This window comes from Paenibacillus gorillae (assembly GCF_000513275.1).
In the GTDB taxonomy this organism is placed as follows: Bacteria; Bacillota; Bacilli; order Paenibacillales; family Paenibacillaceae; genus Pristimantibacillus; species Pristimantibacillus gorillae.
Genome location: NZ_CBVJ010000012.1, coordinates 1 through 14,247, shown reverse-complemented (window position 1 = coordinate 14,247; position 14,247 = coordinate 1). Strand labels below are relative to the sequence as shown.

The window sequence follows — 14,247 nt, the reverse complement described above, 5'->3', positions numbered from 1 at the left end:
ACCAAGGTGATAAAATAACTTTTGTTGATAATGAAAATCAAAATCACCTAGGAGGCACTATGCGTTACCAATTCCGAAAAAGCTCAGCTTATATTTTAGCAGCACTTTCACTCATTTTACTTATAAGCGGTTGCGGCTCGAAGGCTAACAATAACAGCCTAACTCCTTCCGCATCGCCTGATACCGGGACAGAGAGCGTGTCAGAGCCGAAAGAATTCAAGCATTCATTGGGTTCTATTCAACTGACTTCTACTCCCCAAAGGATCGTCGCCCCTTACCTTGAAGATACGCTTCTGACCCTTGGGATCAAGCCTGCTGCAAAATGGTCCTACGGCGAGCTAGTGCAGGATTACTTAGAGCAGGATCTCAAAGATGTGCCCAAGCTTGATTTTTCGAGCGGAGGGCTAAACAAGGAAGCGCTGCTTGCAACGAACCCTGACCTCGTTGTGCTGTATACGACGAATATGGCGGACGAAGAAGCGTATAAGCAGTTTTCCGCCATTGCTCCGACCTATGTTTTTGAAGATGCGACAGTTGACTGGAAAAACACGCTTGAGGTCATCGGTGAGATGACAGGCACTTCCGCTAAAGCGAAGCAGGCGATTCTCGATTACGACAACAAAGTTGTGCAGGCAAAAGAGCAGTTGAAGCCCTATGTGGAAAATAAAACGTTTGCCGTCATTCGTGTAAAGCCGAAAGAAGTCCAACTGATGGACGGCTCCTATTACAGCGGACTCGTGCTTTATTCCGATCTAGGGTTAACTCCGCATAAGCTGGTTAAGGAATTATCCTGGAGTCGCGCTCAGCCGCTCTCACTGGAAATACTGCCTCAATTGGATGCCGACTATATCTTTGTACTTGTGCAGGGAGAGGATTCAAGAGCGCTATTGACGGATTATGAGAACAGCGCCTTGTGGCGGAATTTGCCTGCCGTCAAAAACGGCCACGTCTTCGAAATGCCAAGCAACTACTGGATGGCTAGCGGAGCCATTGCCAATACGAAAAAAATCGATGACGTCTTGAATGCCCTCGTGAAGTAAATAATGCCCGGAAAGATGGTCATACCATTTCTCCGGGCATTATTTTTGTCCGATCATTATTATTCATAAGCCCATGAAAGTCCTCCGTCTTTACTCGTCAATTCGATCGTTCCAGCTGTTTCTCCGGCCTTGCTTAGCAATATCAGAAATTTCCATTCCTGGCCATTAAAAACAGGATTAAGCGGTGTCTGCTCAAATTGGGTAAAATGCTCCGGCAAATCGATATCCAGTTTTCCCCACGTTTGCCCCCGATTCTTCGTCCCGAAGATGACAGGTCCTTTGTCTTCATCGGATCCAAAGCCTAGGAAGCCAATGTCCTTGTTATAGAATCCGGCTCCCGAAATTTGCTCCGCATATTTCTCATTGACATTGCCAATCTCTTGCCATGTCTGACCGCCATCGGATGTCTGATATATATAATTCATCGATTTCCCTACACCGAATGGGTCCCCTAAGATGATCCAGCCCTCTTTTTCCGACGTAAAGCCGATAAGCTTCGTATCATACCCCTTAGCGCCTTCAATCTTATATTCATTCCACGTCTCTCCCATGTCCTCGCTAATCAATACATGCAGCGGTGACGATATCCCATCGGCAAATCCATATACGATTGCGGTTTTTTCCTCTGATAAGTAGAAACCTGTCTCCATAAAGCCCATTCCGGGTACTAATTCCGTCGCATCCAATTGTAACGGCGCTTTTGCAGTAACAGTTCCCTTCCTATAATTGAAGTTAATATTGCCTGTCCGATCCATTGAATAGGAATTGTCTGCAATAGGGACGACATACTTAGCGTCATTAGGTTTGGGAGTAGAGACTGATGTAGAGACGGAGCCAGGCCTAAAGGAATAGCCTCCGGTTATGCTGGTGCAAGAGGTTAATAGTCCAGCAGCTATAATGAGTAGAAGGACAGTTGTAAAAGGAAAAGCACTCTTTCGTTTGTTATTCAGGTTCAATATCTGGCTAAATCTATGCTGCACTATAGGTTTCCTCCACAACAACAAATAGTTATTAGAATATTTATTTTCCATATATTCTCTTTTTTCCAAGATAATCTTCTGACGAAGCTCACAAGGTAAATGTTGCTGGATGATGAAATATTTCCTATTCAGGATTTTAAGGATTAAATGGCGTAACGAAAAAGCATCTCCCGCCAGAGTAATTGGCAAAAGGCTGCCTCTTTACCCTAAAAGGAGATGCTCTATTATTTCAATCAGGTTGAGAACCTGTCATTCTGTTTTTCAAGCCGTCCGATTACTCGTACGTATCAAACAAGCTGCGTACTGTAAGCTGTTCCCGGAATGCATCCAGGCTCAAAGCTTCAGACAAGCTGTCTTTCTTAACCGTTACAGTCTTCGGACGGGACGCCGACAAATCGAAAATATTGTCGTCGAACAAAGCATCGGCAGTTTTGAAGTCCAGCTCTACGAATTTAGCGTAAGCTTGGCTTTCCAGCTCGATAACGAACCGGTCCTCGGCTTCGCTGACCTGTACGCTGATTTGCGGATTCAAGTAATCAAAGTGCTTCGACTTCACAAATTGAACCGTTCCGCCGCTCACTGACTGCCCGTTCACGATGAAGTCAAACTCCAAGTAGCTTTGTCTTTGCTTCTGCTTGGAATCCAGAACGGAAGCGAAATCCAGTCCGACGATTTCTTTCGTTGCCAGAGCGTCAACCGCTGCCCCTTGCTCACCGCTTTGAATCACCTCAGAACGATGATTCATCAGGCGCCAAGTCAGCTTGCCTTCGACTGGCTCCAGCGTTTCGTTGCTCACATGCAGCGCAACAGAAGTACCCTCTTCGCAAGCCGATGCCAATACCGGAGCGAAATATCTTTTCGTCGAATAATGAGCCGCTTTCCATCTGCCGAAGTAATCCAGGCTTGACCATGATGCAACCGGCCAGATGTCGTTCAACTGCCAGTAGATTGCCCCCATACATCTGCCGCGGTTTCTTCTCCAGTGCTCAACCGCATTACGCATTCCTTCTGCCTGAATGAGCTGAGAAACGTAGAGAAGCGTATCGAAGTTTTTCGGTAATTTGAAATATTCGCTGATGTAGTAGAGAATCTTCTCGTTGCCCGTACCGTTCTTCTGATGCGATTCCATCACATAAGAGAAGATATTGCGGTCCTCCGGCAGCGTGAAGCTCTCTACTGTTTTCAGAGACGGGAATGACTGCAGACCGAACTCCGACATAAAGCGCGGATACAGGGTTCTGAACTCAGTAATCGGCTTGCGTCCATGCCATACATCCCAATAGTGCATATCCCCGATGTTCTCATTGTTCGGATCATCGAAGTTGCCAGTAGATGAAGGCGAAGAACGCCAGTAGAACGTATTCGGATCAAGCGACTCATTCAGCTCCGGCAAATATTGCTCGAACTGCTTGAGATAATCCTGCTGCAGCTTCTCGCCGTAACGCTCTCCCCAGCCCCAGTATGCCCAGGCATACTCCAGCTCGTTGTTCCCGCTCCACAAGCCAAGGGATGCGTGATGACGGATACGCTTCACGTTGTCGATCGTTTCGAGACGAATGCTTTCTTTAAATTGCTCGTTAAAATCATAATTACCGCAAGCGTACATATGGTCCTGCCAGACGATCAAGCCGTATTGGTCACACAGGTCATAGAAATAATCGTCGCAATAATAGCCGCCGCCCCATACGCGGATACAGTTGTAATTGGCTTCTACACAGCTCTTAATGAGCTTCTCCGTTCTCTCATAGCTGATCCGGCCAAAGACGTTATCCTCCGGAATATAGTTCGCGCCCATAGCAAAAATACGCTTGCCATTCGCTTCGAACTCAAAGGACTCCCCCCAAGTGTCTTTCTCTTGTTTGATAGTCAACGTTCTCAGTCCGATAGTCAGCGACTTGTCGTCAATCGCCTTGCCGCCACCATCCAGAAGCTCAACCTTCAAGGAATAAAGCGGCTGGCTGCCGTAGTTATGCGGCCACCAAATTTGCGGATCTGCAACTTCTAGCTGAAGCAAAGCATCCGTACCAGTTGCAGCGGAAACCGTATGTTCATAGGTTTTGCCGTCTGGCGATTCCAGAACCGCACGCAGGCTGAGCGCGGAATCATTCCACTTCTGGAGGTCGACCTTAATATCGATATTTACCTTGTTGTCAGAATGCTGCTGCGTGACATATACGTCGTCAATTCTGCCCGTATCGAAGCCGACGATGGAGATACTGCGCCAAATGCCCGCGTCGGGAATTTGCGGACCCCAATCCCAGCCAAACATACTGTGCGCCTTCCGAATATGAGAGATGCCAGGTACGGCGTCGGCGCAGCTGGACAAATGCTGTTCCTTCTCTTTTTCCAGTGCGTATAGCGTAGCCGATTGAATGACAATGTGAATCTGATTATCACCGGCAACAAGAACGTTCTTAACATCCACTTCGTATGTTCTGTGCATGTTATCCGCTTTCAAAACAGAGCTGCCGTTAATGAAAACCTCGCATAACGTATCGAGACCTTCGCAGCGCAGCAGAACAACGTCATGATTAAGCGTATCCTGCTCTACCGTAAATTCACGTTTGTATTCATAGTCGAATTTCGACAGTTCCAGTGCATCGTATTCATTATCCCGGAAAAACGGATCCTCCATTTTGCCCGCTTGGAGCAAATCGTTAAATACGGAGCCCGGTACGGTTCCGTTAATCCATTCCGCTTCGTCCGTTCTCTTCATGTTCCATACGCCGTTAAGGGTTAGCAATTGCATCTGTATTCCACCTGCTTCGTCAGTAATTTATTGTGCTATATGATTATCAATAAGGATGAGGCGATAAGGTATGTCTATCCGCCAACAGCATGATAGTAACACTTGATTACGCCCTCAGTCTTGTATTGTTTGAGCTTTTTTTGTGCTATATTAACATCATATAGACAACCCTTATTTCAACTATGAGGTGAGTATAAGATGCAAGTTGCCGTATTGAAAGCTGCAGCGCTGATCGACCCTGAGGTTCAGGCGAATTTTCATATCGAATATTCCATTAAGCACACGACACCGCTGCATCGCCACGATTATTACGAAGTTTTTATTATAACGGCCGGCAAATGCATCCATCATATTAACGGTGAAGCGCACTATATGGAAAAAGGGACGATGGTTTTCATCCGCCCTGACGATACGCACTGGTATGACTTTTACGATGATTCCGATTGTCAGTTTATTAATGTCAATTTCTATAAAGAAGTGATCGAGGATGCTTTCAAATATTTGGCTAATCCCGTTGTCGCTCAAAAGCTGAAAAGCGTGGCAATGCCACCATCTATCGTACTGCCTCCATCCGATGTCGAGACGCTCGTCCGGAAAGGAGAGCTTATTCACCTCTATACGACGCTTGAGAAGAAGAAGGCCAGAATTTTGGCGCGAAGCTTTCTGACAGATGCACTGACTTATTACTTCTTTAACGACCAGAACGAGAATGAGAAAATAATGCCGCAATGGCTGGATGCTCTGCTGCTGGAGCTGCAAAAGAAAGAAAACTTCACAGGCGGCCTGGAGCGGCTCTACACCTTATCCGACCGCAGCGTGGGCCATATGAACCGCGTATTCAAGCAATATCTTCATACGACGCCGACAGCTCACATTAACCAGCTTCGATTGGGCTACGCCAAAAACCTGCTGCTGACGACGCCGCTATCCATTCTGGAAATTTCGTATGAAGCCGGTTTTGACAATCTCAGTCACTTCTATCATTTGTTCAAAAAAAATTACGGTGCCTCTCCCGGGAAAATCCGGCGCCGTTAAATGGAAAAGAGACAGGCCGATCCGGATTACCAGATGGCCTGCCTCTGCTGTACTGCCGCAATTATTTCAATGATTACAAAGTAAGCAAATATTCCTCAAACCGGTCCAGCGTTTGGGCAATGCCCGGCTCCATTCCCATTTCAAGCACCTTGTTCAACTGGTCCTCCGATTCATATTTTGCGCGGCTAACCATTCTCGTCCGATTGCCTTCCAGCGGCTCAAACGATAGAGCAACAATTGAAGATGGCATGCCTTCTGTCTCATTGCCCTCCGCATCGGAGAAGAAATCCTGATAAGTAAAGGATTCAGGCGCGTCGATTTCCTTGTAAACGCCTTTCCCCCAAGATTCAAAGCCAAAGAAATCGCCTTGGTTCTCGTCCACGCATTTCATACAATAATGCCAGACGCCGCCTGGGCGGAAATCGACCGTACAATAGGACAATTCCCAGCCGCGAGGCCCCCACCAATGCTTCAAGTGCTCCGCTTGTGTGTAAGCATCATACACAAGCTCACGCGGCGCATCAAACTCCCGCTCCATAAATAATACTGAACCTTCCGGCCTTAATGTCAATTTGTTCGTCATCTGACATTCCTCCTGTTAATCATTTAGTTTTTCCGTCCCTTGAGCTGATCCAAATAATGCTCCAGCTTGCCGAACCGTTCATCCCAGATCCGAAGATAATCGGCGAGCCAGGCGTCTATTTCCTGAAGCGGTTCCAGCCGCAGCTTGTAACGACGCCTGTTAGCTTCCGCCTGCACTTCAACAAGTCCCGCATCCAGCAAAATGCGCAAATGCTTGGAAACTTGAGGCTGACGGATTTGCAGCCGCTCGGCGATCTCCCCTACGGTTAAGGAGCCTTCCAGCAAAAGCTCGACAATATGCAGCCGGTTTGGATCGGATAATGCGCTGAAAGTTGTAATTTCCATCCTGACATTGCCCCTTATGGAATGATATTCACCGAGGCTGTATCGTCAAACGGACCAGCTCACGTATCCTTGATTGAAATATACCACTTTAGGAATATTCCTGTCAAGGAATATTCAAAAGATTGTTGTTGCTATTGTCTCCTATCACATTGGGATTCCAGCTAGTTGCTGCTGCGCCTGCCATTTCCGCCCTATTGGTTGACTCTCTGCTAAAAATAAGATACATTTAAATTGTTAAAAGCTTTTAACTACTTTAATTAGAAGCATATGTGAAATGATTAAACCGTATCGTTATGAGGTGATGGTGATGGACAAGCAGGAGCAGCTGTCCCTTTTGTTTGCCCGTCAGATGATGACTATCGTCGCGAGTTATGCCAAGCTTCCGGACTTTGACTTAACCTCGTCGCAATATTTTATCCTGCAGGCATTATTTCATGAGAAGCAGCTTACCAGCTCTTATTTTTCCAAAGTACTGGATATTACACTCCCGGCCGTATCGAATTTAAGCAACAAGCTCGTTCGAAAAGGTTTGGTTGAGCGTGTCGTCTCCGAAACGGATCGGCGGCAAGTTTATTTGCAGCTTACGGATCACGGCCGTCATATCCATGAGCGAATGCTGGAAAAGTATCAGACGCTTACGGACGGGCTATGGTCTGACTTATCAGAAAACGAGAAGGATTTGCTCATTGCCTCATATGAGCGCGTTAACGAATTGCTCCAGTTGAAGAATAGCAGCATCTAATCTCAAGAACAGGGAGGCAATCAACGATGGGAAGACTTCTTAATAAAGTAGCGATTATTACAGGTGCAGCCGGAGGCATGGGGAAAGCGGACGCTTTGCTGTTCGCCAAAGAAGGCGCTAATGTAGTTGTGACCGACTTGCAGGAAGATAAAATTAATGAGGTCGTTCGTGAGATTGAAGCTGGCGGCGGCGAAGCACTGGGCTTCAAGCATAACGTCGCTTCTGAGGACGACTGGATTCGCATCGTAGAGGAAACCGTTGCAAAATTCGGCAAAGTCGACATCCTCGTCAACAACGCCGGCATATCTAACGCTACTCCATTTATGGACTTGACCGTTGAAGCCTGGGAGAAAACGATGTCGATTAACGTGACTAGTATTTTTCTGGGGCAAAAATATGTCATCCCGCATATGATCGAAGCCGGCGGGGGCTCGATTATTAATATATCGTCGATTGCCGGACTGACCGGCGGCAGCGGCACAGGTCCATACACAGCTAGTAAAGGCGCTGTACGGATGCTGACGAAAGCAACAGCGGTCGATTACGCCAAACATAACATTCGCGCCAACTCCATTCATCCGGGCTACATTGAAACGCCGATGACCGTCGACCTGATGAAGGATGAGAATATGCGCCAATGGTTCCTGTCGCAAACACCGCTGCCACGGCTCGGCAAACCGGAGGATATCGCGCAAGGCGTCCTCTTCCTCGCATCCGATGAATCCTCGTATATTACAGGCATCGAGCTGCCGATTGACGGCGGCTATTACGCGAAGTAAGGAATATTGGAAGCAACGGGTACCGCTGCTTCCTGGAAATATAGGCTGTCACCTGAGCGCTTATTGGGTGGCAGCCTTTTTTTCGCGTTGTGACTGCCGCGATGTAATGTTGCTCCACGCGATGAGAATTGTGTGCAGGTTGGCGGCTCAACGGAACGGCTTCGCTTATCGTTGGAAACAACACGAAGATTTACCACAGACGCGCAACCAGAACCGCATACCGCGATGGCACCGCGCGCCAGGAAGCGCGCGGCCGATTAACCATATAACCATATATAGCGAAACCACCTCACTTATCGTCCGCTGCAGTTTGACCGCTTAACGCGAAGGAGGTTCGCTAGTTAGTACTGGGCAACTTACTGTCCTCGGCTGCAGTCCCGCCAATTAACGAAGCAGCTTCGCTATGTAGTACTAGGCAAGAATTATACAGTGCCTCCATATAGAGTATCCCCACAATGTTAATCGGTATCGAAATGTCGCCATAATAAAGAACAAATTAAAGAACAACACGCAGAACAACATAGTGAACAAAATAATGAACAAATTAAAGAACAAAATAAAAAACAATAATGAAAAACAATAATGAAAAACAAAAAAAGGGCCGACCCTTCGGCTGAAAAGCCGTAAGGTCAACCCTCCGCCGACAAACGGCGTTCAATTCATTAGTCAAACAGGTCGCCGAAGACGTCCAGCACTGACTTTTTCTTCTTATGCGGATAACCGTGCTTGCCATCCTTGTAGGAGCCGTACTGGCCGTTGTTGCCATTGCCATATCCTTGGTTCTGCTGGTACGGAGGCGGCTGTTGACCGTAAGGCTGCTGCGGAGGCTGAGACTGCGGCTGATTGTACTGGTTGTTATACCGGTCATCCCGCCCGTATTCTTCCCTCAGTTCCTTCACGCCTTGGACAAGCTTGTCCAGCTCCCCCCGATCTAGCCATACCCCTTTGCAATCCGGACATACGTCAATCAGAACGCCGTCCTTCTCCACTTCCCTCATACGAACATCTTCGCAAATCGGACACTTCATAATATCCGCTCCCTTCACCGCGTTTAAAGAGCCGTCCCTCTTTCGCTCGCGGCTGGTTCGAAGCGATAGCCGCGGCTAAGCTTTAATACGCGCCGATTCGCTTTTCGTAACACAACGGTTGAATCATCCCATGCTACAACGATGCCAACTACATCATTAGCCTCTATTTCATCCCGCACAGCTCTAACCATTTCGCCGCTAATCCGAAACTGATCCAATTGTTCTTCGCTAATCACAGCAACTCGCCTCCCTGTCCTAGTTTTGAAAAAAACCTCAACGGACTAAAGCGCCCATTGAGGTTTGGTCTATCCAATTATGTTATGAAGCCTCAGCTTAACCAACATGCTCCTTGGAGTCATTCGTCTCCGTCTCGTACCATTCGTCCAGCACTTTAGAGGACATAACGCGCTTCGCAATATAATCCGCTTGACGTTCTGTAAACTGATCGCGCCATTCCATCTCCAGTTCCTCGCTCAGCTTCACGATCGTCAAAAGCTCCGACCAGGCTACATAACGTTTATACCAGAAAAATTGCGGATGCTCAATCATATAAGGGTACAGATCATCAAATTCAGTATGTTTGCAATCGAGCGCGCGTTCAAAATGAACTTTCGCATCGTTCAACTTGGCGTTCATAAATTCTGCAGATAAGTTTCCCATTGCTTATGCCTCCTCTCAGTCACTTACGAACTATTATATGCTAAAACTCCTTGTCGGAAAAGAGCATATATACTGGAACATGCTATTCAAACGTAATTTTGCCGTCAGCCAGCGATGCGATTTTCACAAGCGGCTCCACCCGGACCCCTTGTTCCCGCAGCGTTCTGCCGCCAGCCTGGAACGTTTTCTCGACCACAATGCCTAGTCCGACCAAATGGGCGCCTGAACGCTCGATAATTTTCACCAAACCGCGAGCCGCGTCTCCATTTGCAATTATATCGTCAATAAACAACACTTTATCATCCGCTGTCAGATACTGCTTGGACACCATGATATCAGTGACCATTCCCTTCGTAAAAGAAGGTACACGCTCGCAATAAGCCTCCGGATCGGCAATGAGCGTTTTTTTGCGTCGTGCGAACACGAGCGGAACGCCCAGCACATATGCGGCTGCGAATGCAGAAGGAATACCTGAGGATTCGATTGTCAACACTTTCGTAATTTGCTCGCCCGCGAACCGTTTGGCAAATTCGTGGCCCATCTCCATCGTCAAAGCCGGATCGACTTGGTGGTTGATCAAAGAATCGAGTCTTAGTACATCATTCGAAAGTACCTGACCTTGTTGTAAAATTCGCTCTTTTAAAATATCCATCGTATTCATTCCTTCCACCAAAATCCCTTTTCGTTAACGTACCATAGGAACGGCCGAAAGCGCAACCTGCGAATGATGCAAAAGCCGACATTGGCGCATCCTTTCACACGAAAGCCGCTTAAAGTTTTTTAACAGAAGCAATAAAAATCAGAAACTTTTTCCAGTTTCAACCGTCTAGAATAGTACAATGTTTTTGCACGTTCGCAAATAGATGAATTCAGATATTACGGGTTCAACCCGCATTACCGATATAAGGAACAAGGACAGCCGAACCGACGTACATAATTGAACAGGAATTCAATTCCTGTAAAGGGAGAGTTGGAGCAATGAACAGACGCAAACGCGGATCGAAACTACATAACAGTGCGAAATTGGCTGCCGTGCTTACGCTGGCAATTGTGGCTGCCGGCTGCCAGAGCAATTATAACGGAGAGAAGCCGGACCTGACCGGAGATGCAAATGCCGTGAACGGCAAATCCTATATGCAAGGCGATACGCCACAGAAGAATTATTTGAAAAACAACCTCGTCAGCGGCGAGCCGACGGGTGAAACGGCCGATCCCGGACCAGGCGGCGGTACGAGCGCAGAATCCAATGTTAAGTCGGACAATTCCGGCAGTAAAAGCTCCGCCAGCAGCGAGCCGCAGTGGAACGCCGCTAAACCTTTAATTATGGGTCTAGCCATTGGTGACGCCCGCTCCAAGCTGCTGAAACGATTTGGCGAGGCTGGCGATACGTATACGCTTGAAGATGGCGACGAATCGATCGAAGTCCATGAATACAAGGGCTTTTCCGTCGGCATTAACGGTAAAAACATCATTCAATACGTTGAAGTCTATGATGCAAGCATTTCCACCGGCATAAGCGGCATTCGCGTCGGCGATAAAACAGAGACGGCTGTAAAGGCGCTAGGCAAGCCAAACACTCAAAATAGTTTTATTCTGACTTATGAAGGTAAAAGCACGCTGTTAAAGCTCGATCTTGATCCCGATCATAGCAAAATCGTATCGATTAAGCTATTAGCAGTCGTATAACCAAACCGGATAATCTTCTGTCATACAACAGCAACTAATAGTAAGGGCGCTACTCCGTTTATTTGAACGGGAAGCGCCCTTTTTATATTTTTACAGCGGAACTAAGAGTCTAGTACCAAAAAACCGAACAAGCTGTCATGCTCGTCCTCTCTCCATCATACCTATTGATATATAGAAGGTTTATCGAACGGAGGACGCCATAATGCTGAAACGTACCGGAAAGGTGCTTCAGATCGCATCCACCTATATGGGGACGATCGTAGGCGCCGGTTTTGCGACCGGACAGGAAATTTTGCAGTTTTTCACCCGCTTCGGCTATTGGGGCACCTTAACGATAGCAATCGCGACAGCGATGTTCATCTGGCTTGGCACCAAAATGATGCTAATTTCCAGCGATATTCAGGCCAAATCGTACGAAGACTTGAACAAAGCACTGTTTGGAGAAAAATACGGCCGGTGGATCAGCCATTTCATGCTGGTTGTGCTGCTCGGCGTAACTGCAGTGATGCTCGCAGGCGCCGGGACGATCTTTTATGAAAACTGGAATATATCGTACCAGGCGGGCTTGCTTATAACGATTGCCGCTTGTTATTTTTTGCTGCGCAAAGGGATGAAGGCGATACTGACCGTAAACGCCATCGTTGTTCCGCTGATGCTGCTGTTTACCGTTGTCGTCATTGTAGATACCTTCCATACTCCCGGTGCCGGCCGGTTCATATCGCTCTCTAGCGATCATAGCGTCTGGGCCGCCTGGGCATCGCCATTTCTGTATACAGCCTTTAATCTGTCGATGTCACAAGCGGTGCTCGTACCGCTTGGAGCAGAAATTCGCGACCGGAAAACGATCATACTCGGTTCTTGGGTCGGAAGCCTCGGTATCGGCTTCATGCTATTGGCCGGCCATATCGCGCTATCGGTCCATATGCCGGGCATTCAGCAATATGCCATTCCGATGGGCGGCATTGCCAAGCAGCTTGGCCAGACGGTTCAGTTCATTTATGTATTTTTAATTTTTGCGGAAATTTTCACAACGCTCATCGCTGACATTTACGGCTTGACCCTGCAGCTTCAGGAGCGGCTGAAATGGTCGCGTTCCATACTTACAATCCTTGTACTGCTCTGCTGCTTTGTCGCCAGCCAGATCGGCTTTGGACCGCTGCTCTCGACCCTTTATCCGATCTTCGGCCTAGTCAGCTTAGGATGGCTGTATTTGATTATTCGCAAACGAATGACACAAATAAAAACGTGACGGTCTACCTCTCCAACTGGATCAGCGCAGCTTGCGGCATTAATCCGGTGAGCAGATCGCGAATGTGATCATGGCAACTAAACAGCAGTATTTGCCGCGATTCTGTAAGCCGCTTCATAAGCCCGGCAGCCGCTATGAGCCGCGGCCGGTCGAAATTAACGAACAAATCGTCTAGCAGCATAGGCAGCCGCTGGCGGTGCGCTGCTTCCTCAGCTAGAGCCAGGCGCATCGCCAAATACACCTGCTCTGCGGTTCCCCTGCTCAGCCTGTCGGTTGGAACAAAGCGCTTATCTACCGTTTCCAGCCGAATCGCCGGATCGCCAGGTGTCGTCATGACCCGGACATAACGGCCCTCTGTTAACTCCCGTATATATTCACTTGCGAGCCGCAGCACTTCCGGTTGCCTTTCCTCCTCATAAATCCGCTTCGTCGCGCGAATGAGCGAGGCGCTGACAGCCAGTACCGCGTAGCGATCGCCGTCCTGCTCCAGCTGCGCAATCGTCATTTCCTTATCGGCGAGCAGCCTGCGCCCTTCATCCTCCTGAAGCAGCTGCTCCAGCTGCTGCCGCATTCTTCCCCTTGCATCCAGCTTTTCCGTCTTCATTCGTTCACCGTTCTCATGGCTTCCCACCGCTTCGGCATGAAGCTGTCTGAGTTCTACCTCATCATGGGACTCCAGCAGCAATTCCAGTTCAGCGAACCGCTGCTCAGACAAGCCTGCCGTGAGCTCAATCGTCAACCGGTTCAATTGGGTGTCGATTGACGCAAGGCGCGGACGATGAGAAAGCGCTGCAGCGAATTCCGCAGCCGACTCCATGCGTGCCTGCCGGACGAGCTCCGCCATCTCTGCATTGGCACTGTCAATTCGTACGCTAGCGTCGCGGATCGCAAGGTTCAGCTCCGCAAGCCGCTCACCAAGGCGCGCTGCCTCTTGCCGTGCCGCTTCCTGCCGGCGCAGCTCGGCTTGCAGCAGCCGCAGCGAAAGCGGCGGACTTGCCCTCGCCGCCTCAGGCAGCGAAGCGCATAGCTCCGCAGCTTGCGCCTCGAATGCGGCAAGCTGCCGCCCTGCCGCGGCATATTTCGCGGCGCGGCGTTCGCGCTGCGCCAGCCGCTGCAGCGCCTGCTCGACAAGCTCGAATACTTCGAGCGCCGCGTCAGGCGACATCGCTTGCGGCAGCGCAAGTGCCTCCAGCCAGCCGCGCCAAGCGCTGGCGGCTGTATCGCGTTGCCGCGCCGCTTCTTCTGCGGCGGCGCGGCGCTCTTCCGCTGCGGCACGCAGCCGCTGGAGCCGGTTCCCCAGCTCCAGCAGGCTTTGCTGCAGCTGCTCGCGGCGCGTAGCGCTTCGCGCCGCGCGGTCACGGCAGTGCGCAGC

The 14,247-nt window shown here is 49.0% G+C and carries 15 protein-coding genes; 6 read left to right on the top strand and 9 right to left on the bottom strand.

The genetic code is table 11. The features are described from left to right. Nucleotides 1–59 precede the first annotated feature (59 nt). Complete coding sequence (locus TY10_RS00710) at nucleotides 60–1,040, top strand: ABC transporter substrate-binding protein (protein WP_042159557.1); 981 nt, start codon at nucleotides 60–62, stop codon at nucleotides 1,038–1,040. Between the two features lie 59 nt (nucleotides 1,041–1,099). Here TY10_RS00710 and TY10_RS30170 read toward each other — a convergent pair whose 3' ends face one another. Both TY10_RS30170 and TY10_RS00700 read right to left on the bottom strand, forming a co-directional pair. Beyond that, nucleotides 1,100–2,209, bottom strand: coding sequence for a WD40/YVTN/BNR-like repeat-containing protein (locus TY10_RS30170; RefSeq protein WP_155985640.1), 1,110 nt, complete (start codon nucleotides 2,207–2,209; stop codon nucleotides 1,100–1,102). An 85-nt stretch (nucleotides 2,210–2,294) separates the two neighbouring features. Continuing rightward, the gene (locus tag TY10_RS00700; protein WP_042159552.1) at nucleotides 2,295–4,769 is read right to left on the bottom strand and encodes a beta-mannosidase; all 2,475 of its coding nucleotides are present in this window, start codon (nucleotides 4,767–4,769) and stop codon (nucleotides 2,295–2,297) included. 198 nt (nucleotides 4,770–4,967) lie between these two features. On the opposite strand from TY10_RS00700, the gene TY10_RS00695 reads away from it, so the two are divergent. Further along, entirely contained in the window at nucleotides 4,968–5,804 is an 837-nt protein-coding gene (locus TY10_RS00695) for a helix-turn-helix domain-containing protein (RefSeq protein WP_042159549.1), read from the top strand. A gap of 73 nt (nucleotides 5,805–5,877) precedes the next feature. On the opposite strand, the gene TY10_RS00690 is transcribed toward TY10_RS00695, so the two are convergent. Both TY10_RS00690 and TY10_RS00685 read right to left on the bottom strand, forming a co-directional pair. After that, entirely contained in the window at nucleotides 5,878–6,387 is a 510-nt protein-coding gene (locus TY10_RS00690) for an SRPBCC domain-containing protein (RefSeq protein ID WP_042159548.1), read from the bottom strand. A 23-nt stretch (nucleotides 6,388–6,410) separates the two neighbouring features. Further along, nucleotides 6,411–6,731 (bottom strand): ArsR/SmtB family transcription factor, encoded by a 321-nt coding sequence (locus TY10_RS00685; RefSeq protein WP_042159545.1) that lies wholly within the window; start codon nucleotides 6,729–6,731, stop codon nucleotides 6,411–6,413. 274 nt (nucleotides 6,732–7,005) lie between these two features. On the opposite strand from TY10_RS00685, the gene TY10_RS00680 reads away from it, so the two are divergent. Together TY10_RS00680 and TY10_RS00675 are read left to right on the top strand one after the other, a co-directional pair. Continuing rightward, a complete protein-coding gene (locus TY10_RS00680) occupies nucleotides 7,006–7,473 on the top strand; it encodes a MarR family transcriptional regulator (protein WP_238327389.1) in 468 nt (155 codons plus the stop codon). Between the two features lie 26 nt (nucleotides 7,474–7,499). After that, nucleotides 7,500–8,252 carry an SDR family NAD(P)-dependent oxidoreductase gene (locus TY10_RS00675; protein ID WP_042159543.1) on the top strand — a complete coding sequence of 251 codons (753 nt, stop codon included), beginning with the start codon at nucleotides 7,500–7,502 and terminating at the stop codon, nucleotides 8,250–8,252. 662 nt (nucleotides 8,253–8,914) lie between these two features. On the opposite strand, the gene TY10_RS00670 is transcribed toward TY10_RS00675, so the two are convergent. The 4 genes from TY10_RS00670 to TY10_RS00655 all read right to left on the bottom strand — a co-directional run bounded on the left by TY10_RS00670 (nucleotide 8,915) and on the right by TY10_RS00655 (nucleotide 10,592). Beyond that, nucleotides 8,915–9,280: a TFIIB-type zinc ribbon-containing protein gene (locus tag TY10_RS00670; protein ID WP_042159540.1), complete on the bottom strand. Its 366-nt coding sequence runs from the start codon at nucleotides 9,278–9,280 to the stop codon at nucleotides 8,915–8,917. Between the two features lie 23 nt (nucleotides 9,281–9,303). Further along, nucleotides 9,304–9,516 carry a hypothetical protein gene (locus tag TY10_RS00665; RefSeq protein ID WP_042159538.1) on the bottom strand — a complete coding sequence of 71 codons (213 nt, stop codon included), beginning with the start codon at nucleotides 9,514–9,516 and terminating at the stop codon, nucleotides 9,304–9,306. A gap of 97 nt (nucleotides 9,517–9,613) precedes the next feature. Further along, a complete protein-coding gene (locus TY10_RS00660; RefSeq protein ID WP_042159535.1) occupies nucleotides 9,614–9,940 on the bottom strand; it encodes a hypothetical protein in 327 nt (108 codons plus the stop codon). A gap of 82 nt (nucleotides 9,941–10,022) precedes the next feature. Beyond that, on the bottom strand, nucleotides 10,023–10,592 hold the full coding sequence (locus TY10_RS00655) for a xanthine phosphoribosyltransferase (RefSeq protein WP_042159698.1): 570 nt from the start codon (nucleotides 10,590–10,592) through the stop codon (nucleotides 10,023–10,025). Nucleotides 10,593–10,918: 326 nt separating this feature from the next. On the opposite strand from TY10_RS00655, the gene TY10_RS00650 reads away from it, so the two are divergent. Together TY10_RS00650 and TY10_RS00645 are read left to right on the top strand one after the other, a co-directional pair. Next, nucleotides 10,919–11,626: a hypothetical protein gene (locus TY10_RS00650; RefSeq protein WP_042159533.1), complete on the top strand. Its 708-nt coding sequence runs from the start codon at nucleotides 10,919–10,921 to the stop codon at nucleotides 11,624–11,626. Nucleotides 11,627–11,828: 202 nt separating this feature from the next. Then, complete coding sequence (locus TY10_RS00645) at nucleotides 11,829–12,875, top strand: YkvI family membrane protein (protein ID WP_202903122.1); 1,047 nt, start codon at nucleotides 11,829–11,831, stop codon at nucleotides 12,873–12,875. 4 nt (nucleotides 12,876–12,879) lie between these two features. On the opposite strand, the gene TY10_RS30715 is transcribed toward TY10_RS00645, so the two are convergent. Further along, on the bottom strand, nucleotides 12,880–14,247 hold a 1,368-nt coding region (locus TY10_RS30715; protein ID WP_042159531.1), incomplete at its 5' end, for an ATP-binding protein.